Source organism: Kribbella sancticallisti, from assembly GCF_039530625.1.
GTDB lineage: Bacteria > Actinomycetota > Actinomycetes > Propionibacteriales > Kribbellaceae > Kribbella > Kribbella sancticallisti.
Genome location: NZ_BAAAOS010000032.1, coordinates 75,671 through 102,576 on the forward strand (window position 1 = coordinate 75,671; position 26,906 = coordinate 102,576).

Sequence of the window (26,906 nt, forward strand, 5' to 3'; positions counted from 1 at the left end):
TGAACTCTCTTCGTTCGTTCACGCGACGCCCCTCTCGGTTGAACTCATCGTAGATCGGCCGCGATCAGCTCACCGAGACGCCGCAGCAGCGGGACCGGGTCGGCGATGCACCGGCGGACGTCGGGCTCGAGATCGGTCAGCGCGTACGCCGCGCCGATGCCGGCCTGCTGTAGCCGGGCCGAATCGAGTCGGTTGGCACCACAGACAGCAACCACCGGAATCCCCACCGCCTTGGCCGCCGCAGCCACCCCGGCAACTGCCTTCCCGTGCAACGTCTGCTCGTCCAACGACCCCTCGCCGGTCACCACAAGGTCGACGCCACTGAGCCGCTGATGAAAGCCGACCAGCTCAAGCACAAGCTCGATCCCCGGCCGCAACTCCGCCCCCAGCACCCCCATCGCCGCAAACCCCACTCCCCCAGCCGCACCCGCACCGTCCGAATCACGCAGCTCACGGCCGGTTGCGTGGGCTACGAGGTCTGCCCAGTGGGTGAGGGCGGTGTCCAGCTGCTCGATCTGTGCGGGGTCGGCACCCTTTTGGGGTCCGTAGGTCGCCGCGGCTCCGGTGGGGCCGGTGAGTGGGTTGTCGACGTCGCAGGCAACGACGATCTCCACACCCTGCAACTGCTCGCGGAGTGCCGTCAGATCGAGAGACACCGCCGACGTCAGCGCGGCGCCTCCCTCGGCGATCTCCTCACCGGCGGCGTCGACCAGCCGTGCACCGAGGGCGCGGACCAGACCGGCTCCTCCGTCCGTGCACGCGCTACCGCCGATACCGAGGATCACCCGCGTGCAGCCGCTGTCGATCGCCGCCGCCACCAACTCGCCCGTACCGCGTGAGGTCGCGGTCATCGGCGCCGGCTCACCTCCGGGCAGCCGGCTCAACCCAGACACGTCGGCGAGCTCGACAACAGCGACCTCGCCACGCCGGGCGTATCCGCTGCGGACCGGCTCGCCGGTGGGTCCACTGGCGGTCACCGGCACCAGCTCGAATCCCGCGCCAACCGCGGCGCCGAGGGTCCCCTCGCCGCCATCGGCCACCGGCACCGATTCGACGACCGCATCACCGCGGACCCGCAGTACGCCATCACGCACCGCGGCCGCGACCTCATCACCACTGAGCGTGCCCTTGAACTTGTCAGAGGCAACGATCACCTTGACCATCAGCGGAGCGGCGCGATCGCCGTCGGAGCATCTTCGGGCCGCTCAGCCAGCTCCTCGAACTCGACGACGCCGTCGATCTCCGTGCCCATCGACACGTTCGTCACCCGCTCCAGGATGACCTCCACCACGACCGGCACCTGGAACTCGACCAGCAACTTCTTCGCCTGCTCCAGCGCCGGCAGGATCTCGTCCGGCTCGGACACCCGAAGCGCCTTACAACCCAACCCCTCGGCGACCTTCAGGTGATCGACGCCGTAACCGTTCACCTCCGGGCTGTTGATGTTCTCGAAGGACAGCTGCACGCAGTAGTCCATCTCCAGCCCACGCTGCGCCTGCCGGATCAACCCCAGGTACGAGTTGTTCACGACCACGTGGATGTAGGGGATGTTGAACTGCGCGCCGACCGCCAACTCCTCGATCAGGAACTGGAAGTCGTAGTCACCCGACAACGCCACGACGGTGCTGTCCGGGTCGGCGGTCGCGACACCCAGCGCGGCCGGCAACGTCCAGCCGAGCGGACCCGCCTGGCCGGCGTTGATCCAGTGCCGCGGCCGGTAGACGTGCAACATCTGCGCCGCCTGGATCTGCGACAACCCGATGGTGCTCACGTAGCGGGTATCAGGTCCGAACGCCCGGTTCATCTCCTCGTACACGCGCTGCGGCTTGATCGGCACAGCGTCGAAATGCGTCTTGCGCTGCAGGGCGGTCCGCCGCTCCCGGCACTCCTCCACCCAGCCAGAACGGTCCTTCAGCTTCCCTCCGGCAGCCCACTCCTTGGCCACCTCAACGAAGACCTCAAGCGCCGCGCGCGCGTCGGAGACAATGCCGTACTCCGGCGCGAGCACCCGGCCGATCTGGGTCGGCTCGATGTCGACGTGCACGAACTTCCGGCCCTCGGTGTAGGTGGACACCGAGCCGGTGTGCCGGTTGGCCCAGCGGTTGCCGATGCCGAGCACGAAATCGGAAGCCAGCAAGGTGGCGTTGCCATACCGGTGCGAGGTCTGCAGGCCAACCATCCCGGCGGCCAACCGATGATCATCCGGGATCGAGCCCCAGCCCATCAGAGTCGGTACGACGGGCACCCCGACCAGTTCGGCGAACTCGACCAGCACGTCGGCCGCGTCGGCGTTGACCACTCCACCGCCCGCGACGATCAACGGCCGCTCGGCGTCGTCGAGGTACGCCAGCACCTTCTCCGCCTGAGCTCGGGTCGCTGCCGGTCGCGCCACCGGCAACGGCTCGTAGGTGTCGATGTCGAAGTCGATCTCGGCCAACTGGACGTCCACCGGGAGATCGACGAGCACCGGACCCGGCCGGCCCTCGCGCATCAACTGGAAGGCCTTCTGGAACGTCCCCGGGACCTGGGCAGCCTCCATCACCGTCACGGCCCACTTGGCGACAGACTTGGCGATCGAGGCGATGTCGACGGCTTGGAAGTCCTCCTTGTGCAGCTTCGCCACCGGTGCTTGGCCGGTGATGCACAGGATCGGGATGGAGTCGGCCGAAGCGGAGTACAGACCGGTGATCATGTCGGTCCCGGCAGGGCCCGACGTACCGACGCAGACGCCGATGTTGCCGGCCTTGGCCCGGGTGTAGCCCTCGGCCATGTGCGAGGCAGCCTCGACGTGGCGGGCCAGTACGTGCTTGATCCCGCCGTGCTTCCTCATCGCGCTGTAGAAGGGGTTGATCGCGGCGCCGGGCAGACCGAAAGTCTGGACGGCTCCTTCCTTCTCCAGGATCAGAACCGCGGCATCCACCGCGCGCATGCGTGCCATCAGCTTGCCGCCTTTCCGGACAGCCGCTCGACGCCGCGGAGCAGCGCTGAGTGATCGAGGCCGCCGTCACCGTTGGCGCGCGCGGAGGCGACCAGTTGAGCCACCAGCGCACCCAACGGTACGACGACGCCGGCCTCGCGCGCGGCCGCGGTGACGATGCCCATGTCCTTGTGGTGCAGGTCGATCCGGAAGCCGGGCTGGAAGGAGCGCGACAGCATGTTCTCCTTCTTCTGGTTCAGCACCGCCGAACCGGCCAGTCCCCCGCCGAGCACCTCCAGAGCGGCCTTGGTGTCGACGCCGTACGCCTCCAGGAAGATCAGGGCCTCCGACACCGCCTGGATGTTGGCCGCGACGATCAGTTGGTTGGCGGCCTTGACCGTCTGGCCGGAGCCGCTACCACCGACGTGGACGACGGTCTTGCCGACGGCGTCGAACAGCGGCTTGGCAGCCTCGAAGTCACCGGCCTCACCGCCGACCATGATCGACAGCGCCGCGTTCCTGGCGCCGGCCTCGCCACCGGACACCGGCGCGTCGAGCAGCCGGAAGCCGTGCCCGCGGGCCTGGCGCGCGAGCTCGATGGTGACGTCGGGCCGGATGCTGGAGAAGTCGATGATGAGGGCGTCGGTCTGAGCGTTCTGGAAGACCCCGCCCGGGCCGGCGAGGACCAGCCCGACGTCAGGTGAGTCCGGGACCATCACGCAGACCACGTCCGCGCCCTTGACGGCGTCGGCGATCGAGTCGGCCGCGCGTCCACCCGCGTCGACCAACGGCTTGGCCCGCTCGGGATCGAGGTTGTAGCCGGCGACCTGGTGCCCGGCGTTCGCGAGATGAACGGCCATCGGGCTGCCCATGATGCCGAGGCCGATGAAGGCGATGTTCGTCATGTCTGAATCTCCAATGGTGGGGTCAGCCGGCCAGGCCGCGGCGTTCGCGCGGTAGCCAGCCGAAGCTGTCGACGGTGCTGGTGGCCGGCTTGTACTCCAGGCCGACCCAGCCGGTGTAGCCGCGGGCCGCGAGGGCGGCCATCTGGGCTTGGAGCGCAAGCGCGCCGGTACCGGGCTCGTTGCGGCCGGGTGCGTCGGCGATCTGCACGTGCGCGATTCGGTCCGCGTGCTGAGCGATCACCCGATCGACATCGTCACCGTTCACCGCGAGGTGGTAGAGATCGGCGAGCAGCCCAAGGTTCTGTACGCCGTACGCCGCCTCCACGCGATCGATGACGGACAGCACGTCGTCGGCGGTCAGCAGCGGATACCGCTCCGCCCCGCTCACCGGCTCGACCAGCACTGTCGCGTCGATTCGAGCGGCAGCACGTGCCGCCAGACCGAGGTTCTCGACGGCGAGCTCCTCCTGTTCGTCAGCGGAGTGACTCCCGTCCCGGTTGCCGTAGAGCGCGTTGAAGGCCCGGCAGCCGAGTCGTTCACCGATGCCGACCGTGACGTCGATGTTGTCCCGGAACTCGCTGGATCGCTTCGGCCAGGACACCAGGCCGCGGTCGCCGCCGGGCATGTCGCCGGCGAAGAAGTTGAGACCGGTCAGCTGGACACCGGCCGCTTCGATCGCGGTCACGAACGCGTCGACGCCGGTGTCCGGCGGCACTGCCTCGGCGAACGGCCACCAGAACTCGACGGCCTCGAATCCGGCCTGCCGGGCGGCGGCCGGGCGCTCCAGCAGCGGCAGTTCGGTGAACAGGATCGAGCAGTTCACCGCGTAGCGCAGCTTGTGGCTCATGGCGTCCTCTCGTGTATTCCGCATTGTGGAAGTAGTTTTCTATTCTGCGAAAGGACGATAAGTTGCCGTGACCGAAGGCGTCAAGCGGGGTGGGCGTTGTACGTTCCTCCAAGAGGCTGTTGTGAAGGGAGGTGCGTCATGCTGCTGTCCGAGCTGTTCGACGCGCCCGAACTCGGGCTTCGTCTGTTGCATGCCGCCGAGGGTGCCGACCGCCCGATCGGCCGCCTGGTCACCACCGATCTGCTGGAACCCGGCAACTACCTCAACGGCGGCGAACTGGTCCTCACCGGTCTGGTCTGGCGCCGGAGCCCCGCGGACAGCGAGACCTTCGTCGCTTCGGTGGCCGGGCGCGGAGCCACCACGATCCTGGCGGGCAAAGCCCTGCTCGGCGCGATCCCGGACGACCTGCTCGAGGCTTGCCGGCGCCACCAGGTCACCCTCGTCGAGGTGCCCACGGAGGTCGCCTTCGCCGACGTGACCGAGTACGTCGCGGCGGCAGGATCCGCCGACACCGGAGCCCGGTTGTCCGCGAGTCTGGTGCGACAACGTCAGTTGCTCTCGGCGATCGCCTCCGGCCGCTCCCTCGACGAACTCGCCGCCGGGATCTCCGCCGATATCGGGCACGACTGCCGGGTGATCACCTCCACCGGGCGGCACGTCGTACCGGGTCCTGGTGAGCTGGACGGCCAGACCCTCGACGCGGTCACCCGGCGGTTCCTCACCGCCGAACGCACCCCGGCCGTCGCCGACGCCGGCGGCACGGCGTACAGCGTGTTCCCGGTTGGATCGGGGCTCGGCAACCGGCTGACCGCCTGGCTGCTGGTCATCGACGGTGATCACACCCAATGGCCGCGCGATCATGTCGAGGCGGTGCAGGAGTTGTGCGCCATCACTGCCCTGGACCGCGTACGCCGGGACGAGGGCCGCCTGGCGCTACGACCTCTGGTGGTCGATGCGCTGGGCTTGGTCGAGTCCGGCGGTCCGCTGAGCGAGGTCACCACCCGCCTGCGGCAGGCAGGTGCGCATTCTGACCGGCCGATGGTCGTCGCCGTGGCCGAACTGATCCCGCCCTCGCCTCAGCACCATGAACACCTGCCTCGGGAGGACGGGCCGACCGAGGTCGCGGTCAGCGTCTTCGAGGATGTCGCGCTCACGGTCGGCCCCGCGATCGTCGCGCCGGGGCGTGATGGCCTGTTGGTCGGATTGTTGCCCTCATCCCCCGAACTCCCCGCGCTGCTCCGCCGGGCCTTCGGCCGGCTCTCCCCCGGTTTGGCGCGGGCGAGACTTGCCGTCGGCGTCAGCGGTGAGACCACCGTCGACGCCCTGGCCGGCGCGATGGAGGAGGCGCGGTTCGCGCACCGGGTGGCTCTGGCCGGCACCACGCCGGTGTCGGTGGTGACGTCGGACGAGGTCGCGTCGCACGTGCTCCTGCTCGCCACGGTCCCCGACGATGTCCGGCGGACCTATGCCCATCGCGTGCTTGGGCCGGTGCTCGACCACGACCGCCGGACCAAGGCCGACTTGATCGCCACGCTGCAGGAGTTCCTGGCCTGCTCGGGGTCCTGGGCCCGGACCGCGGAGTCGCTGCACCTGCACGTCAACACCGTTCGCTACCGGATCGAACGCGTAGAGCAACTGACTGGTCGCGACCTGTCGTCGCTCGAGGACCGGGTCGACGTCTTCCTGGCCCTCAAGTCGCTCTGAACCGTCCGGTTTGGGTGATCGCACAGATCCGGACCCGTCCGAGCGGGCGAAATTCGGAGGTTCGTCGATAGCCCCCGGCGAGGCCCGAAGCCCAAGCTGTCGTGCAGGTCAGATCCGCCGCGACCCCTTGGAAGGTGTCCGATGAAGGCAGTCCTGCGACCAAGCCGCCGCGCTCCCCGTCACCCTGTCGACGAGGTGCTGTCCCCGGGCAGGCTCGCCGTCTACGGCACCCAGCACGTGCTGGCGTTCTATGCCGGCGCGGTGATCGTCCCGATCCTGCTGGCGAACTCGATCGGGCTCAGCACCGAACAACTCGTGCACCTGATCAACGCCGACCTCTTCACCTGCGGCATCGCCTCGATCATCCAGTCCGTCGGGTTCTGGAAGGTCGGCGTCCGGCTGCCGCTGCTGCAGGGCGTGACGTTCACGGCGGTCTCGCCGATGATCGCGATCGGACTGGCCGCGGGCGGCGGGACCGACGGGCTGCTGGTGATCTACGGCGCGGTGCTGGTCGCCGGTCTGGCCACCTTCCTGATCGCGCCGTTCTTCAGCCGGCTGATCCGGTTCTTCCCGCCGGTGGTCACCGGCTCGGTCATCACCATCATCGGACTGGCGCTGCTGCCGGTCGCGGCCGCCGACGCCACCGGCGGCGCGGGACCGACCTCGGACCCGACCAGCGGCAAGAACCTGGCCTACGCGCTCGGAACGCTCGCGCTGATCGTGCTCATCCAGCGGGTCTTCAAGGGGTTCATGGCGACAGTCGCGGTCCTGGTCGGCCTGGTCGTCGGGACGCTGGTCGCCTGGGCCCTCGGAGATGCCCACTTCGGCGCGGTCAGCGACTCGGGCTGGGTCGGGGTCACCACACCGTTCTACTTCGGCTGGCCGCAGTTCTCGGTCGCCGCGATCATCTCGATGGTCGTGGTCATGCTGATCACCGCGGTCGAGACCACCGGTGACGTGTTCGCGACCGGCGAGATCGTCGAGAAGCGGATCGGCCGCGAGGACATCGCCCGCGCCCTGCGCGCGGACGGCCTGGCCACCACCATCGGCGGGGTCTTCAACTCCTTTCCCTACACGTGCTTCGCCGAGAACGTCGGCCTGGTCCGGCTCACCCGGGTGAAGAGCCGGTGGGTGGTCGCGGCGGCCGGCGTGATCATGATCCTGCTCGGCCTGGTGCCCAAGGCCGGCGCCGTCGTGGCCGGCATCCCGCACCCCGTCCTGGGCGGCGCCGCCCTGGCGATGTTCGCCACCGTGGCCGTGGTCGGTTTCCAGACCCTGGCGAAGGTCGACTTCCACGACCACCGCAACGTGGTCATCGTGGCGACCAGCGTCGGCCTGGCCATGTACGTCACCGCGCAGCCGCAGGTCGCCCAGGCCGTGCCGGGCTGGGCCGAGATCATCTTCGGCAGCGGCATCACCCTGGGCAGCCTGACCGCGATCGGCCTCAACCTCGTCTTCCACCACGTCGGCAAGGACTTCGGGCCCGCCGTGGCCGGCCAGCCGGGCGACGGCACCGTGCGGCTGGACCAGGTGAACCGGATGACCCGCGACGAGTTCGTGGAGACCTTCGCCGGCCTGTTCCAGGGGCCGCGCTGGATGGTCGAACGCGCCTGGGAGATGCGGCCGTTCGCCGACACCCACGCGCTGCGCCGCTCGTTCCAGGAGGCGCTCTTCTCCGGATCGCACGACGAGCAGCGCCAGTTGATCGAGGCCTACCCGCAGCTCGGCTCGCAGTTCGTCGCCGACGGACTCAGCGGCGAGGCGTCGCTGCGGGACCAGTCCGCCCGCGGGCTGACCTACCTGGCCGAGCCGGAGCGGGACGAACTGACCGCGATCACCGAGGCGTACCGCGACCGCTTCGGCTTCCCCCTGGTCATCTCTGTGCGGGACGCGGACTCGTTCGACCGGATCGTCGAGCAGGGCCGCGACCGGCTCGGCAACTGCGAGAACCAGGAGCACGCCGCCGCCCTGCTGGAGATCGCGAAGATCGCTGGGTACCGGTTCGACGACTTCCTCCAGGACGCCAACCCCATCCACAGTGCGCGAACCCGCTGGAGCAGCAACCGATGAGTACGACGATCAAGGTCAACGGCGGCGACCTCGCCATCGACGGCGTGCCGATCCACACCACCGTGCTGGACTGGCTCCGCGACCGAGGGCTGACCGGAGCGAAGGAAGGCTGTGCCGAGGGCGAGTGCGGCGCGTGCTCGATCCTCGTCGCCCGGCCCGGGATCGACAGCCCTACCGAGTGGACCGCGGTGAACGCCTGCCTGCTGCCGGTCGGATCCCTCGACGGCCAGGAGGTCATCACCTCGGAGGGCCTGGGCTCGAGCAGCGCATTGCACCCGGTGCAACAGGAGGTCGCCGTCCGGGGTGGATCGCAATGCGGCTTCTGTACTCCGGGCTTCGTCTGCAGCATGGCCGCGGAGTACTACCGCCCCGACCGTACGCCGACCGCCGGCGAGCCGTGCGACCACGAGCACGGACCCAATGGGTTCGACCTGCACGCGCTCAGCGGAAACCTGTGCCGGTGTACCGGCTATCGCCCGCTCCGGGACGCGGCGTACGCGCTCGGTGATCCGGCGACGGACGACGTACTCGCGGCGCGCCGGTCCAGCCCGCCTCCCCCGCCTGCGCCCACGAAGCTTGCCGTGGCGGGAGCGGAGTTCCACCGGCCTGCGGCGCTCGACGCCGTACTCGGACTGCTGACCGAGCGACCCGACGCCCAGATCGTGGCGGGGTCGACCGATGTCGGGGTCGAGGTGAACCTGCGCGGGGTACGGGCGCCGTTGGTCATCGCCGTCGACCGGCTGGACGAACTGCGGGAGTTCGACTTCGGGCCCGACGAGGTCCGGATCGGCGCTGCCCTGACGTTGAGCGAGATCGAGCGGTTGCTCGCCGGCCGGGTGCCGCTGCTGGCCCAGATGTTCCCGCAGTTCGCCTCGCGGCTGATCCGCAACGGCGCGACGATCGGCGGCAACCTCGGCACCGCGTCACCGATCGGCGACGCCCCACCCGCCTTGCTGGCGCTCGAGGCTTCGCTTGTACTGGCGTCCCGCCGCGGCGAGCGAGTGGTCGCGCTGGCTGACTACTTCACCGGATACCGGGAAACCTTGAAGGCTCCGGACGAACTGATCCGGGCGGTTCTGATCCCGCTGCCCCTGGCACCCCTCAGCGCTTTCCACAAGATCGCGAAGCGGCGCTTCGACGACATCTCGAGCGTTGCGGTCGGCTACAGCGTCGAGGTCGTCGACGGTTTCGTGAGCCGGGCCCGGATCGGCCTGGGCGGTGTGGCTGCCACCCCGCTGCGCGCGCGAGCGACCGAGGAGGCGCTCACGGGCCGGCCATGGACCGAGCGGACAGTTCGCGAGGCCGCGGCGGTGATGGCCACCGAGGGCACGCCCATGGACGACCACCGGGCCAGCGCCTCCTACCGCTCGGCGATGCTCGGTCAGTCGCTGCTCCGCTTCTATGCCCAGCACCTGGAGGTAGAGGGGGTCAGCGCATGAGCTCACTGTCCGAACGACCTCAGCAAGCCGTTGTCGGCCTGCCGTTGCCGCACGAGAGTGCCGCGCTGCACGTCACCGGCGAAGCGCTCTACACCGACGACCTCGTCGGGCGTACTCGTGATGTGCTGCACGCCTGGCCGGTCCAGTCCCCGCACGCTCACGCTCAGATCACAGCCCTCCGGGTGAAGCCCGCGTACGACGTACCGGGGGTGGTCCTGGCCCTGACTGCTGACGACGTGCCCGGCATCAACGACGCCGGCGTGAAGCACGACGAGCCGCTCTTCCCGACCGAGGTGATGTTCCACGGGCACGCCATCTGCTGGGTGCTCGGCGAGACGCTGGAGGCCGCCCGGCTCGGCGCCGCGGCCGTCGAGGTCGAGTACGAGCAACTCCCGTCGATCGTGACGGTCCGCGAAGCGATTGCCGCAGGCAACTTCCAGGGCACCGGGCGGCACCTCGACCACGGCGACGTCGAGACCGCGCTGGCCGGGGCGGCCCACCTGTTCCGGGGCGAGTTCGAGTTCGCGGGCCAGGAGCACTTCTACCTCGAGACCCACGCCTCGCTGGCCCAGGTCGACGAGGCCGGCCAGATCTTCGTCCAGAGCAGCACCCAGCATCCGTCGGAGACGCAGGAGATCGTCGCCCACGTCCTCGGCCTCGCCAGCCACGCGGTCACCGTGCAGTGCCTCCGGATGGGCGGGGCCTTCGGCGGCAAGGAGATGCAGCCGCACGGGTTCGCCGCCATCGCGGCGCTCGGCGCGACCCTGACCGGCCGGCCGGTGCGGTTGCGGCTCAACCGGACGCAGGACGTCACGATGTCCGGCAAGCGCCACGGCTTCCACACCGAGTGGCGGGCCGGCTTCGACGACGACGGCCACCTGGTGGCGCTCGACGCCACCCTGACCGCCGACGGCGGCTGGAGCCTGGACCTGTCCGAGCCGGTACTGGCCCGCGCGATGTGCCACATCGACAACGCGTACTGGATCCCGAACGTCCGCGTCGACGGCCGGATCGCCAAGACGAACAAGACCTCCCAGACGGCCTTCCGCGGCTTCGGTGGGCCCCAGGGCATGCTCGTCGTGGAGGAGTTGCTGGGCAGGTGCGCGCCACTGCTCGGGTACGACGCGATGGAACTGCGCCGTCGCAACCTCTACCAGTCACACCACGCCACGCCGTACGGGCAGCCGGTGCGGCATGCTGAACGGCTGGAAGCCTGCTGGAGCGAGGTGCTCCAATCGGCGGAGGTCGAGCACCGGCAGGCTGAGATCGAGCGATTCAACGCGAACCACCCGCACACGAAGCGGGCGGTGGCGATGACGCCGGTGAAGTTCGGCATCTCGTTCAACCTCACCGCGTTCAACCAGGCCGGCGCGCTGGTGCACGTCTACAAGGACGGCTCCGTGCTGATCAACCACGGCGGCACCGAGATGGGACAGGGCCTGCACACGAAGATGCTGCAGGTGGCCGCCACCACCCTCGGCGTACCGCTGGAACGGGTGCGGCTGGCGCCGACCCGCACCGACAAGGTGCCGAACACCTCGGCCACCGCGGCGAGTTCCGGCGCCGACCTCAACGGGGCCGCGATCAAGAACGCCTGCGAGCAGATCCGCGAACGTCTCGCCCAGGTCGCCGGCGGCCGGCTCGGCATCAGCGCGCGTGACGTGCGGATCACGGACGGCAGCCTCCACGGATTGTCCTCCACCAGCGAAAGCCTGCGCTGGGAGGAGGTTGTCCACGACGCCTACCACCAGCGGGTCCAACTGTGGGCGGCCGGCTTCTACCGCACCGAAGGGCTGCACTGGGACCCCGTCGCCATGCTCGGCGAGCCGTTCAAGTACTTCGCGTACGGCGTCGCGGCCTCCGAGGTGGAGGTCGACGGATTCACCGGCGCGTACACGCTGCGCAGGGTCGACATCGTCCACGACGTCGGCGACAGCCTCAGCCCGCTGATCGACCTGGGCCAGATCGAGGGCGGCTTCGTCCAGGGCGCCGGCTGGCTGACGCTGGAGGATCTGCGCTGGGACGAGAGCGACGGGCCGAACCGCGGCCGGCTGGCCACGCAGGCTGCCAGCACCTACAAGCTGCCCAGCTTCTCGGAGATGCCGGAGGTCTTCAACGTCCGGCTGCTGGAGAAGGCGCACGAGGACGGCGCTGTCTACGGTTCGAAGGCGGTTGGCGAGCCGCCGCTGATGCTCGCCTTCTCCGTGCGCGAGGCGTTGCGGCAGGCCGCGGCGGCGTTCGGCCCGGCCGGGACGAGCGTCGAACTGCCCTTGCCCGCCACTCCCGAAGCCGTCTACTGGGCGCTGGATCAGGCCCGCTCGTCGGTGCCGGTGAAGCACCTCGAGGCAGTCGGATCGAGTGGGGGGTGAGCACGGAGATGCAATGGATGAAGGCAGTACAGCAACTGCGCGAACAGCGCCGGCCCGGCGTACTCGTGACCGTCATGTCGGTCCGGGGACACGCGCCCCGCGACGCCGGCGCCAAGATGGTTGTTGCCGAGGACAATGTGTGGGCGACCGTCGGCGGCGGCAACCTGGAAGCGGTCGCCGTCGAGCGGTCGCGTGCGCTGCTCGCGGCCGGTACTACGGAACCTGAGGTGCTGGAGTTCGCGCTCTCGGACAAGGCGCCGTTCCAGCAGGCGGTTCAGTGCTGCGGCGGCGAGGTGAAACTGCTGCTCGAACCGCTGTCAGTGGTTCCGTCCGTGGCGATCTTCGGGATGGGCCACGTGGGGCTCGAGCTCGCCCGGATCCTGGCCCGGCATGACGTCGAGCTACACCTGGTCGACTCGCGCCCCGACCAACTGACGTCCGAGCGACTGTCCGTACTCGACGACGCCGTCGCCAATGTCCACGTTCACCACGTCCCAGTACTGCCGGAACTGGTGGTCGGCGAGCTGCCACCGGGTACGCACGCGCTGGTGATGACGCACGACCACGCGGAGGACGCCGCCCTCTGCGACGCGGCGCTCCGCAGCGGCCACCTGGCCACGATCGGCCTGATCGGGTCCAGCGCCAAATGGGCGCGGTTCCGCCGCAAGCTCGCCGACGACGGCATTCCGGCCGAGGCGATCGCCAAGATCACCACGCCCATCGGCCTGCCCGACCTGACCGGCAAGGAGCCGGCCACGATCGCGGTCAGCGCGGCGGCCTGGCTACTCCACCTGTTCGCCGCCGAGCGCAACCCCGCGCCGGCCCACGTGAGGCAAACGCATGACCGTATTTAGAGGCACGTTCCTCGACACACCGCAGAACCCGTTCACCGGTGGCGCGCTGCGCGTGGACACCGACGCCGCGGTACTGGTTGAGGACGGGGTGATCACCGCCCGCGGCCCGTACGCCGACATCCGTCGCGCGCATCCGGCCGAGCAGGTTGTCGACCTGACCGGCGGGCTGGTACTTCCCGGATTCGTGGACACGCATGTGCACTTCCCCCAGATCCGGGCGGTCGGCGGGATGGGCATGCCGCTGCTGGAGTGGCTCGACAAGTACGCACTGCCGGAGGAAGCCAAGATGGCCGACGCCGGCTACGCCGCGGGGGTGGCCGGCGAATTCGTCCAAGGCCTCGCTGCGGCAGGCACCACCAGCGCGCTCGTCTTCGGCGCCCACTTCGCATCCGCCGTCGACACGCTCTTCACCGCCGCCTCGCAGGTCGGCCTGCGGATCACCAGCGGTCTGGTCGTGAGCGACCGGCTCCTGCGGCCGGACCTGTTGACCACCCCGGCCCAGGCGCACACCGAATCGCTCGCCTTGGCGTCGCGGTGGCACGGCGTCGGCCGCAACCGGTACGCCGTGACGCCGCGTTTCTCGCTCTCCTGCACTGACGACCTGCTCGCCGCCTGCCACACCGTGCTGGAAGAGATCCCGGGTGCGCTGTTCACCTCGCACCTCAACGAGAACGACGCGGAGATCGCCGCCGTGGCCGAACTGTTCGGTGGAAGCGACTACGTCAGCACCTACGAACGGCACGGGCTGGTCGACCGACGCAGCATCTTCGCCCACAACGTCCACCCGACCGATGTCGAGCTCAAGGTGCTCGCCGAGAGCGGTGCGACGGTTGCCCACTGCCCGACGAGCAACGCCGTACTGGGCAGCGGGCTGTTCCCGCTGGGCCGGCATCTCGATCATGGCGTCCGCGTCGCGCTCGGCTCGGACGTCGGCGCCGGCACCGGCTTCTCGCTGCTGAAGGAAGGGCTGCAGGCCTACTTCTGCCAGCAGTTGCTCGGCGATCGCGGTCATCCGCTCACTGCCGCGCATTTGCTGCACCTGGCGACGACGGCCGGTGCCGAGGCACTCGGGCTCAGCGCGGAGGTCGGTGATCTGAGCGTCGGCAAGCGGTTCGATGCCCAACTGCTGCGTCCGGCTGAGGGTTCACCGTTGGCTGTTGGCATCACTCACGCCGCCGACGCCGAGGACGTTCTGGCCCGGGTCTTCACGCTCGGCACGCCTGCGGATGTTCGCGCTGTCTGGATCGACGGGCAACTGCTGCAGGTCGACGACGATTCCCCTCTGGAGGTATGACCGGTGGACCTGCGGGAATTCAACGACGCTTCGGCCGACCGGCTGCGTCCGATGCTGGCCGCCTGCTGCGACGTACCTCGGTGGGTCGCGACCATGCTCGCCGGCCGGCCGTACGCCGACGTCCGGGCGCTCACGCACGCTGCCGACCAAGGGGTGCGAGACCTGGACGACGAGGAGGTCAACCAGGCGCTGGCGGCTCATCCGCGCATCGGCGACCGAGCGGACGGTGACAGCACGGAGGCCGCCTGGTCGCGAGGTGAGCAGGCGGGTGTCGGCGATGATGCCGCGATCCGCGCCGCGCTGGCGGCCGGGAACCGCGAGTACGAGCAGCGGTTCGGCCGGGTCTTCCTGATCTGCGCCACTGGGCTGTCGGCTCACCAGATGCTCGCCAGCCTGAGGCGCCGGTTGACGTTCGACGAGGCCGCGGAGGCCGTGGTCGTGCGGGACGAACTGCGCAAGATCGCCGTCCTGCGCCTGGCCAAGCTCGTGGACACGGACTTGGAGGTCCCCGCATGAGCACCGTCTCCACCCACGTCCTCGACACAGGCTTGGGCCTCCCTGCCCGAGGCGTCCCAGTGCAACTAACCCACCTCCCCAACTACCCGCCCACCCAACGCGCGGGCGGCCGAGCCGCCGACCAAGACCGCCCTGCCGACCGGGCAGCCGAACAGGCGGTCAATCGCGCAGTCGATCAGACCGCCGTCCAGACACTCGACCAGCCCGCCGACCGGGCGGTCGATCAGACCGCCGTCCAGGCCGCCGACCGGGGGGTCGAGGTCGGGGTGGGGACCACCGACGACGACGGGCGGGTGGCTGACCTGGCGCCTGATGGGCTCGAGGCCGGCACCTATCGACTTCGGTTCGACGTTGCCGCCTATGCGGTCGCGTCCGGCCAGGACTTCTTCTTTCCCGAGGTCTCCGTGACCTTCACGATCACCGACGAGCGGCACTACCACGTCCCCCTGCTGCTCAGCCCGTACGCCTTTTCCACCTATCGAGGGAGCTGATCCGATGGCGATCCACCTGGGAGCCAACCAGTACGGCAAGGCCGAGAGCCGTGTCGTCCGCATCTACCGCGACACGCCCCGGCACGAGATCCGCGACCTCAACGTCTCCTCCGCCCTGCGCGGCCGGTTCGAGGACGCGCACACCACCGGCGACCAGCGTGACGTGCTGCCGACCGACACCCAGAAGAACACCGCCTTCGCCTTCGCCAAGGAGAAGGGCGTCGGCGCGATCGAGGACTTCGCCCTGACGCTCGGCGACCACTTCCTCGACGCAGCCCCCGCGGCCGATGGCGCCCGGATCGAGATCGAGGAGTATCCGTGGGAGCGGATCACCGTCGACGGCGCGGACCACGACCACTCCTTCGTCCGGTCCGGCAGCGGCATCCGGACGACGGTCGTGAACGTCGAGGGCCGCGGCGACGACCGTACGGCGTACGTCGTGTCCGGCATCAGCGACCTGGTCGTGCTCAAGTCCACCGGTTCGGAGTTCCACGGCTTCCTCAAGGACCGGTACACCACGCTGCCGGAGACGAACGACCGCATCCTCGCCACCTCGCTGGTGGCCCGGTGGCGCTACGACCACACCAACGTCGACTGGGACAAGTCGTACGAGGAGATCAAAGGGCTGCTGCTCGCGCAGTTCGCCCGGATCCACAGCTTCGCGCTGCAGCAGACCTTGTACGGCATGGGCGAGGCCGTGCTCCAGCAACACCCCGAGGTCGCGGAGATCAAGTTCTCGGCACCCAACAAGCATCACTTCCTGGTGGATCTGAGTCCGTTCGAGGTGGAGAACCCGGGTGAGGTGTTCATCGCCGCCGACCGCCCGTACGGTTTGATCGAGGCGACCGTCGCGCGGGACGACGCCAGCGATCCGGGCAGCGCCTGGCACGCCGTTCCGGGCTTTTGCTGAGTAGGTGTTGATGACCCCGGCAACGATCGTCATCGAGGGCGCGAGCATCGTGACGCTCGACCCGGAGCGTCGCGAGCTCGCCACCGGCCATGTCGTTGCTGAGGGCAAGCGAATCGTCGCCGTCGGACCGGGGCCGGCGCCGCCGTACGACGGAGCCCGGGTGGTCGACGGGAGCGGCTGTCTCGTCACCCCCGGCTTCGTCAACACGCACCAGCACTTGTACCAGTGGGTGACGCGTGGGCTCGCGGCCGACGCCACCCTGTTCGGCTGGCTGACCGCGCTCTACCCGGTCTGGGCCGGCATCGACGAGCAGTCGGTCCACGTGGCCGCCCAGGGCGCACTGGCCCAGCTCGCGCGTACCGGGTGCACGACCGCCGCCGATCACCACTACCTCTTTCCGCGGTCCGGCAGCGACCTGCTCGAGGCGGAGATCCTTGCCGCGGCCGAGGTGGGACTGCGGTTCCACCCGGCGCGGGGTTCGATGGACCTGAGCGAGAAGGACGGTGGGCTGCCACCCGATTCCGTGGTCCAGGATCGCGACGAGATCCTGGTCGCGACCGAGGGCGCGATCGACCGCTGGCACGATCCCGCGCCGGACTCGATGCTGCGGATCGTGGTCGCGCCGTGTTCGCCGTTCAGCGTCACCGGCGAACTCATGCGGGAGGCGGCGGAACTGGCGCGGCGCAAGGGCGTCCGGCTGCACACGCATCTTGCCGAGACCACCGACGAGGGCGATTGGTGTCAGCAGAGGTTCGGCTGCACGCCCTCGGAGTACGCGGAACAGCTGGGTTGGACCGGTTCGGACGTGTGGTTCGCGCACGGCATCCACTTCGACGACGCGGAGATCAAGCGGCTGGGCCAGACGGCCACCGGCATCGCCCACTGTCCCAGCTCCAACGCCCGGCTCGGCGCCGGGATCGCGCGGGTCGCGGACCTGCGGATGGCCGGCAGTCCGGTCGGCCTCGGCGTGGATGGTGCCGCCAGCAACGAAGCCGGCAGCCTGCTCGAAGAACTCCGCCATGCTTTGCTCTTCGCCCGCGCCCGGGGCGGCCCGCAGGCACTCGGCGTCCGCGCGGCACTGGAGATGGCGACCCTCGACGGCGCCCGCATTCTGGGCCGCGAGAACGAGATCGGCTCGCTGGAGGTAGGCAAGCTGGCCGACCTCGCGGTGTGGCGCCTCGACACCCTCGCCCACGCAGGCATCGCCGATCCGGTAGCCGCCCTGGTCCTCGGCTCCCCACCCCCACTGGAGCTGCTACTCGTCAACGGCCGCCCGGTAGTCGAGCACGACACCGTCGTCACTCTCGACGAACCAGCACTCGCCCGCGAAGTCGCGCAAGTCCAACGCACGCTAGTCACCAAGGCGAGCTGAGCGGCAGCTCGCTGTCGGGCGGACCAGGGCACTCGCCTGGTCCGCCCGGCATTCGTCACGCGCGCCGCGGGCGGCGGGCCAGCGCGGCTAGGCCGGTGGTGTCCAGGCCTGTCAGCTCGTCGAGTTCCGTCTGGTCTAAAGCGCCGCACTCGACGCCGCGTAGTACGAAGCTCGCGAGGGCGGCGGCTGTTGCGGGCTCGTCGAGGTAACCGGATTCGCCCTCGCCGACGTAGGCGCGCAAGCGGGCGGCAGCTGAGTCCAGGCCCTCGCGGTAGAACAGGTACGTGGCGACGAAGCGGCTCGGCAGTTGGCCGGGGTGCATGTCCCAGCCTTGGTAGATCCCGCGGACGAGCGAGCGTCGTACCAGCCGCGAATGGAGTCGCCAGGCGGCGTGCACGGCATCGCGATCGCCGACCGGAAGGACGTTGGTGGAGCCGTCTGAGACGAAAACCCCCGTGCCCGCCGCGGCCAGTTGCATCACGTCCTTCGCGTGGTCCGCCACCGGATGCTCCATGCTCTGGTACGCCGCGGCAACGCCCAGCGAGGCCGAGTAGTCATAGGTGCCGTAGTGCAGTCCGGTGACTCGCCCATCCCCCGCGCTGATCATCCGCGCGACCAGAGCGGTGCCGTCCGAACCAAGAATTGCCTGCGGCGTCTCGATCTGGATCTCGAACTTCAGCGAACCCGAGGGCACCGCATGAGCCTGCTCGACAGCGCCCAACACGACCACCATCGCCTCGACCTGCTCCACCGACGTGACCTTCGCGAGAGTGATCACGAATCCGTCCGTCAACGCCCCGGCCTCGGACAACTCACCGACAAACAGATCCAACGTCCGTACGCCGCGCCGCCGGCTCGGCGCCTCGAGCGATTTGATCCGAAGCCCGTGATACGGCGGCGCAGAGGCGGCCCTAACGGTCTCCGCCAACGCACGCGCGGCACCAACCGCGGCGGCGTCCTCCTGCTCGTCAGGCCTGTTCCCGTAGCCGTCCTCGAAATCGATGCGCAGGTCCTCGATCGGCTCGCGCTCCAGCTTGGCCCGAACCCTTTCGTAGACCTCAACAGCCTGGCCGGGCGGCAGTTCCAACGCCTCGGCCAAATCCCCCGCCGACCCGCCGTGCTCACTCAGCACCGACCTGGCCTCCGCAGCCCACTCCTCGACAGTCCCTGCGTGATACCGGTCCGCAGGCACGTACACGGTGTGAACTGGTTGCCGGGCCCCGCGATCGCCGGGATAGAGCGCGGCCAGCGCCGCGTCGGCCCCGGCCAAGCGCCGATCCAGTTCGTCGACGAGAGCGTCGAGGTCAGTCATGACCGAACCACCTCAGATTCTCGGGATTTCGTAATGCGGATACTAGTATCTACTCTGCGGAAGTCGCAATGCTCCCGCTCTTCCGGAATCTGGCGCTAAACTTCCGTCATCCGGAAACGTCGAGAAGGATGGGACCGCAGTGGCGGAAGAGAACGGCACCAAGGGCCGCTCCGGCAGCGTGCAGTCCATCGAGCGGGCTTTCGGCCTTCTCGAGATGATGGCTGACGCGGGCGGAATGATGGGCCTCTCCCAACTCGCCGCGGCCTCCGGACTGCCTTTGCCCACGATCCATCGGCTCGTCCGCACCCTGGTCGACCTCGGCTACGTACGCCAGGAGCCCTCCCGGCAGTACGTGCTCGGCCCGAAGTTGATCCGGCTCGGCGAGACCTCCTCCCACATGCTGAGCGTCTGGGCCCGTCCTCACCTGGCCCGCCTGGTCGACGAACTCGGCGAGTCGGCCAACATGGCGATGCTCGACGGCGACCAGATCGTGTATCTCGCACAGGTCCAGTCCCGGCATTCGATGCGAATGTTCACCGAGGTGGGCCGCCGAGTGCTCCCCCACTGCACGGCCGTCGGCAAGGCGATCCTCGCCCAACTGCGAGAGGCCGAGGTCCGCGACCTGCTGCAACGCACTGGCATGCCCAAGCACACCGAGACCACCATCACCGACGTGGACGAGTTCACCGCGCAGCTACACAAGGCCCAGCAGAAGGGCTACGCCACCGACGAGGGCGAGCAGGAACTCGGCGTCCGCTGCATCGCGGTGGCGGTGCCCGACGCACCATCCCGACTCGCCATGTCCATCTCGGGTCCCGCCGGCCGCATGTCCGAAGACCTGGTGAATCAAGCGGTCCCCCTGCTGACCCAGGCGGCCCAGGCCCTCTCGGACGACCTCCGGTAACCGCATACCTGTACGCCGTCGGTCGCGCGAACGGCCTGGCCATGGTCATTCAGAGCCACGACCAGGTTCCGCTCACGTTCGACGATCCAGTCAACTTCCGCTGGATCTCCCGCTACGAGGACTTTCTCTTCGGGAGTAGTGGTCAGTTGCCGACGTACGCCGCGAGGTGTTCGCCGGTGAGGGTGGAACCGTCGGCGATCAGGTCGGCAGGCGTGCCCTCGAAGACGATGCGGCCGCCGTCGTGGCCGGCGCCGGGGCCGAGGTCGATGATCCAGTCGGCGTGCGCCATCACCGCCTGGTGGTGCTCGATGACGATGACCGACTTGCCGGAGTCCACGAGCCGGTCGAGCAGGCCGAGCAGTTGCTCGACGTCCGCCAGGTGCAGGCCGGTAGTCGGCTCGTCAAGGATGTAGATGTCGCCCTTGTCCGCCATCTGCGTGGCCAGCTTGAGTCGCTGCCGCTCACCGCCGGACAGCGTGGTCAACGGCTGTCCCAGCGAAAGGTAGCCCAGCCCGACGTCGGCCAGCCGGTCGAGGACCTTGTGCGCGGCCGGGGTGCGAGCCTCGCCGTCGCCGAAGAACTCCTCGGCCTCGACCACCGACATCGCCAGCACCTCGGCGATGTTCCGCCCACCCAGCTTGTACTCCAGTACCGCCGCCTGGAACCGTTTCCCCTCGCACTCCTCGCAGGTGGACTCGACGGTCGCCATGACGCCCAGATCGGTGTAGATGACGCCGGCGCCGTTACAGGCGGGGCAGGCGCCCTCGGAGTTCGAACTGAACAGCGCCGGCTTCACGCCGTTCGCCTTCGCGAACGCCTTCCGGATCGGGTCGAGCAGTCCGGTGTACGTCGCCGGGTTGCTCCGGCGCGAACCGCGGATCGCCCCCTGGTCGATCACCACCACGCCGTCGCGACCGGCGACCGAGCCGTTGATCAGCGAGCTCTTGCCGGAGCCCGCGACGCCTGTGAGTACGCAGAGCACGCCGAGCGGGATGTCGACGTCCACGTCCTGGAGGTTGTGCGTCGACGCGCCGCGGACCTCCAGCGGGCCGGACGACGCCCGCACCTCGTCCTTGAGGCTCGCCCGGTCGTCGAGGTGGCGGCCGGTGATGGTGTCACTCTTCCGCAGCCCCTCCACGGTGCCCTCGAAGCAGATGGTTCCACCGCCCGTACCGGCGCCCGGGCCGAGGTCGACGACGTGGTCGCCGATCGCGATCGTCTCCGGCTTGTGCTCCACGACGAGCACGGTGTTGCCCTTGTCCCGCAACTGCCGCAGCAGGTTGTTCATTCGCTCGATGTCGTGCGGGTGCAGGCCGATCGTGGGCTCATCGAAGACGTACGTGACGTCGGTGAGCGAGGACCCGAGGTGGCGGATCATCTTGGTCCGCTGCGCCTCTCCCCCGGACAGCGTGCCCGACGGCCGGTCGAGCGAGAGGTAGCCGAGCCCGATCTCCGCGAAGGAGTCGAGCAGGTGCTGCAGTCCCTTGAGCAGCGGCGCCACCGACGGCTCGTCGATGTCCCGGACCCAGTCGGCCAGGTCGCTGATCTGCATCGCGCAGACGTCGGCGATGTTGACCTTGTCGATCTTCGACGACAACGCCTCCTGGCTGAGCCGGGTGCCCTCGCACTCGGGACAGGTCGTGAAGGTCACCGCCCGCTCCACGAAGGCGCGGATGTGCGGCTGCATCGCGTCGACGTCCTTGGACAGGAACGACTTCTGGATCTGCGGGATCAGGCCGGAGTAGGTCAGGTTGATGCCCTCGACCTTGATCTTGGTCGCTTCCTTGTAGAGCAGGTCGTGCAGTTCGCGCTTGTTGTACTTGCGGATCGGCTTGTCCGGGTCGAAGAAGCCGCAGCCACGGAAGATCCGGCCGTACCAGCCCTCCATGCTGTAGCCGGGGATCGTCAGCGCGCCCTCGTTCAGCGACAGGCTGTCGTCGTACAGCGCGGTCAGGTCGAAGTCGGTGACCGAGCCCATCCCCTCGCAGCGCGGGCACATGCCGCCGAGCCGGTTGAAGGTCGCCTTCTCCGCCTTCGTCTTGCCGCCGCGCTCGACCGTGATCGCCCCGCTGGCCTTCACCGAGGGGACGTTGAACGAGTAGGCGTTGGGCGGCCCGATGTGCGGCTTCCCGATCCGGCTGAACAGGATCCGCAGCATCGCGTTGGCGTCGGTCGCGGTGCCGACCGTGGAGCGGGGGTTGCTGCCCATCCGCTCCTGGTCGACGATGATCGCGGTGGTCAGCCCGTCCATCAGGTCGACGTCGGGCCGGGCCAGCGTCGGCATGAAGCCCTGCACGAACGAGCTGTACGTCTCGTTGATCAGCCGCTGCGACTCCGCGGCGATGGTGCCGAAGACCAGCGAGCTCTTGCCCGAGCCGGAGACGCCGGTGAACACCGTCAGCCGGCGCTTCGGGATCTCGACGCTGACATCCTTGAGGTTGTTCACCCGCGCACCCTGCACCCGGATGAGGTCGTGGCTGTCGGCAACGTCCGGCCCGGACGCCTGCGCGTCCGGCCTGGTGGCAATGCTCATCGTGTCTCCATCTGCTTCCCGGGCGCCTTCGCGGTCTGCGTCGGCGTCGTCCGGCTCAATCTAACTGGCTGCGGGGGCGACGTTTCACTGGTCCTGAAGCAGACCGAGGGCGTTGCCGTCGGGGTCGGTGACGGTGGCCACCAGGCGACCGCCGCCGACGTCGTGCGCGGCCTCGGTGAGGGTGCCGCCCGCGGCGGTCACCTCCGCGATCTTCGCCTCGATGTCCGCCACGTGCCAGTAGGCCAGCGGCGAGGTCAGGCCCTGCGGTCCCCCGCCCGGCACCAGCCCGATGTGCTGGCCGGCGGCCTCGAAGCCGACGTAGTACGAGTCGTCGGCCACCGGCGCGACGCCGAGTAGCGCGGCGTACACCTTCTTGGCCTTGGCGAGGTCGGAGACAGGGTGCAGGACGGTCTTGATTCCTTGGGTGGGCGAGCTGGTCATGATCACTCCTGAAGTCGTTGGTAAGTGGTGCCACTCACGCTAGGTGGGGCTCGGGGGTGCGTGCTTCTCGATTCCTGATCGGTTCCTGCGGCGCGCCAGCAGCAGGACGCACGCGACGGCGCCGAGCACGACAGTGGCGAGTCCTGAGCCGCCGAGCGTCGCCCGGGGGCCCAGCGCGGTGGTGAGCGGGCCGCCGAGCGCAGTACCGAGTGGGGCAGCGGTGAGCAGTACTGCGCTGCGGGCGGCGAGCATCGCGGCCAGGTGCTGCGGCGGCGACTTCGTCTGCATCAGGGTCACCGAGAGTGCGACGAACGGTCCGTAGATCGCGCCGCCGAGCGCGAAGCACGCCACGGTAACCACCGTCGGTACGTCGAAGCCGAACGGCAGCAGCGCGAGCCCCCAGGCGACCACGATGCCGACCGTCACCGGCCACAGCGGCAACTGCCGCAACGCTCCGACCGCGAGCCCGCCGAGCACCGCACCGATGCCGAACAGCATCCAGTAGAGGCCCAATAGCGTGCCCGGAGCCTGCAGGTCGTTGGTCACGTGGAGTGGCAACGCGACCTCGACGGGTCCGTACAGCAGGTTGAAGAACCAGGTGAGCGTCAGGAGGCCAAGCAGCTCGGGATGGGACCGCAGCAGCGCGAGCCCACCACGGGCCGCCGCCTGGTCGACGACCTCGACGTGCCCCGACTGAGGCAGCCGGATCCGCGCGATCAGCACGGCGAGGAAGACGTACGTCAGCGCGTCCAGGCCGAGTACCAGCGCGGCGCTGACATATGTCACGAGCACACCGGCGATCGCGGGGCCGGCGATCGTGGCAGCGAAGTTGAGCGTGCTGACGAGGGTGTTCGCTGCCAGTCGCTGCTCGTCGGGCAGCAACTCGGCCAGAATCGTGTACTTCCCCGCGCTCCCCCACGCGTGCAGCAGCGACGAGACCGCGAGCAGTACGACATACAGCGGCAGCGTCAGCAGGCCGGTGGCCCAGGCCAGGGGTATAGCGCCGAGAAACACGCCGCGGACGATGTTGTCGGCGAGCAGCAGGCGTTTGGCCGGCAGCCGGCGCAGGCGGCGCCCGAGCACCAGGACGCCGACCACGCCCGGCAACGTGTACGCGGCCACCGCGCCGCCGACCCACAGCCCCACGGTCGCCTGCGGCGCGAGCTCGATGGCGAGCCAAGCGACTGCGACGAAGCTCATCCCGTCGCCGAGGTAGGAGACCCCGAAGCCGAGGATCAGCTTCCGGAACACCCGGTTGCCGAGCACCGGCCGGTAGGCGGCGGGGACCAGACGCCGGCGCGGGGAGGTCACCTCGTGGCGGCGCACCTGAGTTCGGTCCTGGCTCGGCCGTCAGTCAGGCTCAGCGCAGTTCCTGGATGCGGACCATGTTGCCCGCGGGATCGCGGAAGGCGCAGTCGCGGACGCCGTACGGCTGGTCGGTCGGCTCCTGGACGACCTCGGCGTCAGTGGCCTGCAGCCGCTCGAAGGTGGCGTCGAGGTCCTTGGTGGCCAGGTTGATGGAGGCATAGGTGCCCTTGGCCATCATCTCGGCGATGACGCGCCGCTCGTCGTCGGTGATGCCGGGATCCGCGGCCGGCGGGTGCAGGACGATCGACGTACCGGGTTGTTCGGGCGGGCCGACCGTGATCCACCGCATCCCCTGGTAGCCGACGTCGTTGCGGACCTCGAAGCCGAGCGTGTCGCGGTAGAAGGCCAGGGCGGCGTCCGGGTCGTCGTGCGGGAGGTAGGTCGCGTGAATGGTGATGTCCATGGCTGTCACGCTAGCTGTGGATCGGTGACCGGCGCTTCTCGATTCCTGATCGGTCTGGTCACCCGTTTCGCCATGCACGACGGTATCCCCGCGGTCGCCCGCCCGACCTCACGCCGGTAGACGCTGGGCGACACCCCCACCAGTTCGGTGAAGCGGGTGCTGAAGGTGCCCAGCGACGAGCACCCGACCTCGAAGCAGACATCGGTGACGCTGAGGTCGCCGCGCCGCAGCAGCGCCATCGCCCGCTCGATCCGCCGCGTCATCAGGTAGCTGTACGGCGACTCGCCGTAGGCCGCCCGGAACTCGCGGCTGAGGTGCCCGGCCGACATGTGCACTCCCCGTGCCAGCGCCTCGACGTCCAGCGGTTGCGCGTACTCCCGGTCGATCCGGTCCCGCACGCGCCGCAACCGCGCGAGATCACTCAGGTTGGGTGTCGCTTTACTCGCCACGCTCCGAATCGTGCCACAGAGGTGCTCCCTGCTCCAGGCAGAACGGAACAGCCGCCTAGTGCGCGTCAGAGGAGGTGGTCGGCGTCGATGATCGCCTGGGCGAACGGGACGGGGGCCTCCTGCGGGACGTTGTGCCCGATGCCGGCGAACACGCGGTGGTCGTACTTGCCGGTGAACTTGTCGCGGTACCCCTTGCCGTCCGCGGCCGCGCCGTCGAAGTCGCTGCCGATGGTGATCGCGGGCACCGAGATGGCCGGCCCGGTGGCGAGCTTGCGCTCGTAGACGTCGTACCGCGACTCGCCGGGGGCCAGGCTCAGCCGCCAGCGGTAGTTGTGGATGACCAGGTCGACATGATCGGGGTTGTCGAAGGAGGCCGCGGTCCGCCCGTACGTCGCGTCGTCGAAGTTCCACTGCGGTGACGCCGTCCGCCAGATCAGCCGGTTGAACTCGCTCAGGTGCTGCCGGTAGCCCAGGACGCCGCGCTCGGTCGCGAAGTAGTACTGGTACCACCAGCCCAGCTCGGCGGTCGGGACCAGCGGCTGCAGGTTCCGCTCGAGGTTGGTGATCAGGTAGCCGCTCACCGCGACGATCGCCTTGCAGCGCTCCGGCCACAGCGCGGCGATCACGTCGACCGTTCGCGCACCCCAGTCGAAGCCGCCGAGAACCGCCTTGCGGATCTTCAGCGCGTCCATCAGGGCGATGATGTCGAGCGCCACCGCCGACTGCTGCGCGTTGCGGACCGTCCGCGAGGACCGGAAGGTCGTCTCGCCGTACCCCCGCAGGAACGGGACGATCACCCGGTAGCCCTGAGCGGCCAGCAACGGCGCGACGTCGATGAAGCTGTGCGGGTCGTACGGCCAGCCGTGCAGCAGGACCACCGGCTGCCCGGTGCGGGGACCGAGTTCGGCGTACGCAATGTTGAGCACGCCGGCCTTGATCTTCTTGATGGGGCCGAGTGAGGTGTGTCCGCCCGAGCCGGCCCGCAGGTCAGCGCCCGCGACCGCCCGGGCAGCCTCCGCAGAGCCGCCGGCGAGCGATGTCGCCGCCGCGCCGGCCGCACCGGCCGCTACCGCTTGGGTGAATCGTCTCCTGCTGATCAACGGACTCTCCTCTGGTTGTGGGGACACCAGAGACGTTAGGCAGCCGAGAGAACCCTCCGCGCCCGTCAGATGACGCTGTCTGTGTACGTCGCCGCGACCGGGCGACCTAGTGCAGGTTGGAGCCGCGACTGTCCGCGTGCAGGTCGAGGCGCTCTTGCAACTGGTCGGCGAAGCTCATCGCGACCTCGAGTTGTTCGCGCAGCGCGGTGATGCGCTGGCCGGCGGCTTCGCGGTACATCGTCAGCCGATCCAGCAGTGCCGCTCGTTCCTCGGTCTGGACCTCGGTCGCGAGGCGGTCGACGAGGTTCAGCAGGTCGGCCATCTCCTCGAGGGTGAAGCCGAGCGGCTTCATCCTCCGGATCAGCAGCAGCCGCTGGACGTCGGCCTCGCTGTAGAGACGAAAGCCGCCCTTGCTGCGCGCCGAGGGCGGGACCAGGCCGACTTCCTCGTAGTGGCGAATGGTGCGCAGGCTGAGCTTGGTCCGCTCGGCGACCTCGCCGATCTGCCTGTGCTCGCCCATCCTGCTCACTCCTGCCGCCTTGCTGTGGCCCGCGTCGTGGGGCCTCACGGCTGTGCCGCGATCGAGGAAGGATAGCGGACCCACGAGGAACTCTACTCTTACGTTCGGGTAGAGTTGCCGCCCGTGGGGCGTTCTGGTGCTCCTCACCCCGCCCGTCCTTCCGGACCCGGTTCCCGTGCTACCGCTGC

The 26,906-nt window shown here is 69.1% G+C and carries 23 protein-coding genes; 11 read left to right on the forward strand and 12 right to left on the reverse strand.

The annotated features are described in order from the left end of the window. Nucleotides 1-44: 44 nt before the first annotated feature. From ABD255_RS22890 to ABD255_RS22905, 4 genes are read right to left on the reverse strand one after another with little or no spacing between them, the layout of a single operon-like run. Complete coding sequence (locus ABD255_RS22890) at nt 45-1,163, reverse strand: glycerate kinase (RefSeq protein WP_344217195.1); 1,119 nt, start codon at nt 1,161-1,163, stop codon at nt 45-47. Next, a complete protein-coding gene (gene gcl, locus ABD255_RS22895; RefSeq protein WP_344217197.1) occupies nt 1,163-2,938 on the reverse strand; it encodes a glyoxylate carboligase in 1,776 nt (591 codons plus the stop codon). The genes ABD255_RS22890 and gcl overlap by 1 nt, the downstream gene beginning before the upstream one ends. Continuing rightward, nucleotides 2,938-3,822, reverse strand: a complete 885-nt coding sequence (locus ABD255_RS22900; protein WP_344217199.1) for a 2-hydroxy-3-oxopropionate reductase — start codon at nt 3,820-3,822, stop codon at nt 2,938-2,940. Before ABD255_RS22900 ends, gcl begins: the two co-directional genes overlap by 1 nt. 22 nt (nt 3,823-3,844) lie before the next feature. Further along, nucleotides 3,845-4,669, reverse strand: a complete 825-nt coding sequence (locus ABD255_RS22905) for a hydroxypyruvate isomerase family protein (RefSeq protein ID WP_344217201.1) — start codon at nt 4,667-4,669, stop codon at nt 3,845-3,847. A 138-nt stretch (nt 4,670-4,807) separates the two neighbouring features. On the opposite strand from ABD255_RS22905, the gene ABD255_RS22910 reads away from it, so the two are divergent. The 10 genes from ABD255_RS22910 (at nt 4,808) to ABD255_RS22955 (ending at nt 17,688) form a co-directional block, all read left to right on the forward strand. Continuing rightward, the gene (locus ABD255_RS22910) at nt 4,808-6,373 is read left to right on the forward strand and encodes a PucR family transcriptional regulator (RefSeq protein WP_344217203.1); all 1,566 of its coding nucleotides are present in this window, start codon (nt 4,808-4,810) and stop codon (nt 6,371-6,373) included. 141 nt (nt 6,374-6,514) lie between these two features. Continuing rightward, complete coding sequence (uraD, locus tag ABD255_RS22915; RefSeq protein ID WP_344217205.1) at nt 6,515-8,443, forward strand: 2-oxo-4-hydroxy-4-carboxy-5-ureidoimidazoline decarboxylase; 1,929 nt, start codon at nt 6,515-6,517, stop codon at nt 8,441-8,443. Then, a complete protein-coding gene (locus ABD255_RS22920; protein ID WP_344217207.1) occupies nt 8,440-9,882 on the forward strand; it encodes a xanthine dehydrogenase small subunit in 1,443 nt (480 codons plus the stop codon). The genes uraD (ABD255_RS22915) and ABD255_RS22920 overlap by 4 nt, the downstream gene beginning before the upstream one ends. Then, nucleotides 9,879-12,251, forward strand: coding sequence for a xanthine dehydrogenase molybdopterin binding subunit (xdhB, locus tag ABD255_RS22925; RefSeq protein ID WP_344217209.1), 2,373 nt, complete (start codon nt 9,879-9,881; stop codon nt 12,249-12,251). Before ABD255_RS22920 ends, xdhB begins: the two co-directional genes overlap by 4 nt. Further along, nucleotides 12,248-13,105, forward strand: coding sequence for a xanthine dehydrogenase accessory protein XdhC (gene xdhC, locus ABD255_RS22930; RefSeq protein WP_344217212.1), 858 nt, complete (start codon nt 12,248-12,250; stop codon nt 13,103-13,105). Before xdhB ends, xdhC begins: the two co-directional genes overlap by 4 nt. Then, nucleotides 13,092-14,399: a guanine deaminase gene (gene guaD, locus ABD255_RS22935; protein WP_344217214.1), complete on the forward strand. Its 1,308-nt coding sequence runs from the start codon at nt 13,092-13,094 to the stop codon at nt 14,397-14,399. The genes xdhC and guaD overlap by 14 nt, the downstream gene beginning before the upstream one ends. A gap of 3 nt (nt 14,400-14,402) precedes the next feature. Next, nucleotides 14,403-14,915, forward strand: a complete 513-nt coding sequence (uraD, locus tag ABD255_RS22940) for a 2-oxo-4-hydroxy-4-carboxy-5-ureidoimidazoline decarboxylase (protein WP_344217216.1) — start codon at nt 14,403-14,405, stop codon at nt 14,913-14,915. Beyond that, nucleotides 14,912-15,406 carry a hydroxyisourate hydrolase gene (gene uraH / locus ABD255_RS22945; RefSeq protein WP_344217218.1) on the forward strand — a complete coding sequence of 165 codons (495 nt, stop codon included), beginning with the start codon at nt 14,912-14,914 and terminating at the stop codon, nt 15,404-15,406. Before uraD (ABD255_RS22940) ends, uraH begins: the two co-directional genes overlap by 4 nt. 4 nt (nt 15,407-15,410) lie before the next feature. Next, nucleotides 15,411-16,316, forward strand: coding sequence for a factor-independent urate hydroxylase (pucL, locus tag ABD255_RS22950; RefSeq protein ID WP_344217220.1), 906 nt, complete (start codon nt 15,411-15,413; stop codon nt 16,314-16,316). Between the two features lie 10 nt (nt 16,317-16,326). Beyond that, nucleotides 16,327-17,688, forward strand: a complete 1,362-nt coding sequence (locus ABD255_RS22955; protein ID WP_344217222.1) for an 8-oxoguanine deaminase — start codon at nt 16,327-16,329, stop codon at nt 17,686-17,688. Nucleotides 17,689-17,743: 55 nt separating this feature from the next. Here the strand turns inward: ABD255_RS22955 and ABD255_RS22960 are convergent, their stop codons facing one another. Continuing rightward, the gene (locus ABD255_RS22960; RefSeq protein WP_344217224.1) at nt 17,744-19,000 is read right to left on the reverse strand and encodes a DUF6986 family protein; all 1,257 of its coding nucleotides are present in this window, start codon (nt 18,998-19,000) and stop codon (nt 17,744-17,746) included. Nucleotides 19,001-19,139: 139 nt separating this feature from the next. Between ABD255_RS22960 and ABD255_RS22965 the strand changes: the two genes are divergently transcribed. Continuing rightward, a complete protein-coding gene (locus tag ABD255_RS22965; RefSeq protein WP_344217227.1) occupies nt 19,140-19,904 on the forward strand; it encodes an IclR family transcriptional regulator in 765 nt (254 codons plus the stop codon). 142 nt (nt 19,905-20,046) lie between these two features. Here ABD255_RS22965 and ABD255_RS22970 read toward each other — a convergent pair whose 3' ends face one another. The 7 genes from ABD255_RS22970 to ABD255_RS23000 form a co-directional block, all read right to left on the reverse strand. Then, a complete protein-coding gene (locus tag ABD255_RS22970; RefSeq protein ID WP_344217229.1) occupies nt 20,047-22,437 on the reverse strand; it encodes an ATP-binding cassette domain-containing protein in 2,391 nt (796 codons plus the stop codon). 84 nt (nt 22,438-22,521) lie between these two features. Beyond that, the gene (locus ABD255_RS22975) at nt 22,522-22,878 is read right to left on the reverse strand and encodes a VOC family protein (protein WP_344217231.1); all 357 of its coding nucleotides are present in this window, start codon (nt 22,876-22,878) and stop codon (nt 22,522-22,524) included. Between the two features lie 39 nt (nt 22,879-22,917). Further along, complete coding sequence (locus ABD255_RS22980; RefSeq protein ID WP_344217233.1) at nt 22,918-24,189, reverse strand: MFS transporter; 1,272 nt, start codon at nt 24,187-24,189, stop codon at nt 22,918-22,920. Nucleotides 24,190-24,238: 49 nt separating this feature from the next. Then, the gene (locus ABD255_RS22985; RefSeq protein ID WP_344217235.1) at nt 24,239-24,649 is read right to left on the reverse strand and encodes a VOC family protein; all 411 of its coding nucleotides are present in this window, start codon (nt 24,647-24,649) and stop codon (nt 24,239-24,241) included. Between the two features lie 5 nt (nt 24,650-24,654). Next, a complete protein-coding gene (locus ABD255_RS22990; RefSeq protein WP_344217237.1) occupies nt 24,655-25,098 on the reverse strand; it encodes a helix-turn-helix transcriptional regulator in 444 nt (147 codons plus the stop codon). Nucleotides 25,099-25,163: 65 nt separating this feature from the next. Then, on the reverse strand, nt 25,164-26,198 hold the full coding sequence (locus ABD255_RS22995) for an alpha/beta fold hydrolase (protein ID WP_344217239.1): 1,035 nt from the start codon (nt 26,196-26,198) through the stop codon (nt 25,164-25,166). A gap of 106 nt (nt 26,199-26,304) precedes the next feature. Continuing rightward, the gene (locus ABD255_RS23000; RefSeq protein WP_344217241.1) at nt 26,305-26,718 is read right to left on the reverse strand and encodes a MerR family transcriptional regulator; all 414 of its coding nucleotides are present in this window, start codon (nt 26,716-26,718) and stop codon (nt 26,305-26,307) included. Between the last annotated feature and the right edge of the window lie 188 nt (nt 26,719-26,906).

What these genes read in the sequence shown, in the direction of transcription:
- ABD255_RS22890 (WP_344217195.1), bottom strand. Translation starts at nt 1,163, where the DNA reads ATGGTCAAGGTGATCGTTGCCTCTGACAAGTTCAAGGGCACGCTCAGT.
- gcl (WP_344217197.1), bottom strand. Translation starts at nt 2,938, where the DNA reads ATGGCACGCATGCGCGCGGTGGATGCCGCGGTTCTGATCCTGGAGAAG.
- ABD255_RS22900 (WP_344217199.1), bottom strand. Translation starts at nt 3,822, where the DNA reads ATGACGAACATCGCCTTCATCGGCCTCGGCATCATGGGCAGCCCGATG.
- ABD255_RS22905 (WP_344217201.1), bottom strand. Translation starts at nt 4,669, where the DNA reads ATGAGCCACAAGCTGCGCTACGCGGTGAACTGCTCGATCCTGTTCACC.
- ABD255_RS22910 (WP_344217203.1), top strand. Translation starts at nt 4,808, where the DNA reads ATGCTGCTGTCCGAGCTGTTCGACGCGCCCGAACTCGGGCTTCGTCTG.
- uraD (WP_344217205.1), top strand. Translation starts at nt 6,515, where the DNA reads ATGAAGGCAGTCCTGCGACCAAGCCGCCGCGCTCCCCGTCACCCTGTC.
- ABD255_RS22920 (WP_344217207.1), top strand. Translation starts at nt 8,440, where the DNA reads ATGAGTACGACGATCAAGGTCAACGGCGGCGACCTCGCCATCGACGGC.
- xdhB (WP_344217209.1), top strand. Translation starts at nt 9,879, where the DNA reads ATGAGCTCACTGTCCGAACGACCTCAGCAAGCCGTTGTCGGCCTGCCG.
- guaD (WP_344217214.1), top strand. Translation starts at nt 13,092, where the DNA reads ATGACCGTATTTAGAGGCACGTTCCTCGACACACCGCAGAACCCGTTC.
- uraH (WP_344217218.1), top strand. Translation starts at nt 14,912, where the DNA reads ATGAGCACCGTCTCCACCCACGTCCTCGACACAGGCTTGGGCCTCCCT.
- pucL (WP_344217220.1), top strand. Translation starts at nt 15,411, where the DNA reads ATGGCGATCCACCTGGGAGCCAACCAGTACGGCAAGGCCGAGAGCCGT.
- ABD255_RS22955 (WP_344217222.1), top strand. Translation starts at nt 16,327, where the DNA reads ATGACCCCGGCAACGATCGTCATCGAGGGCGCGAGCATCGTGACGCTC.
- ABD255_RS22960 (WP_344217224.1), bottom strand. Translation starts at nt 19,000, where the DNA reads ATGACTGACCTCGACGCTCTCGTCGACGAACTGGATCGGCGCTTGGCC.
- ABD255_RS22970 (WP_344217229.1), bottom strand. Translation starts at nt 22,437, where the DNA reads ATGAGCATTGCCACCAGGCCGGACGCGCAGGCGTCCGGGCCGGACGTT.
- ABD255_RS22975 (WP_344217231.1), bottom strand. Translation starts at nt 22,878, where the DNA reads ATGACCAGCTCGCCCACCCAAGGAATCAAGACCGTCCTGCACCCTGTC.
- ABD255_RS22985 (WP_344217235.1), bottom strand. Translation starts at nt 24,649, where the DNA reads ATGGACATCACCATTCACGCGACCTACCTCCCGCACGACGACCCGGAC.
- ABD255_RS23000 (WP_344217241.1), bottom strand. Translation starts at nt 26,718, where the DNA reads ATGGGCGAGCACAGGCAGATCGGCGAGGTCGCCGAGCGGACCAAGCTC.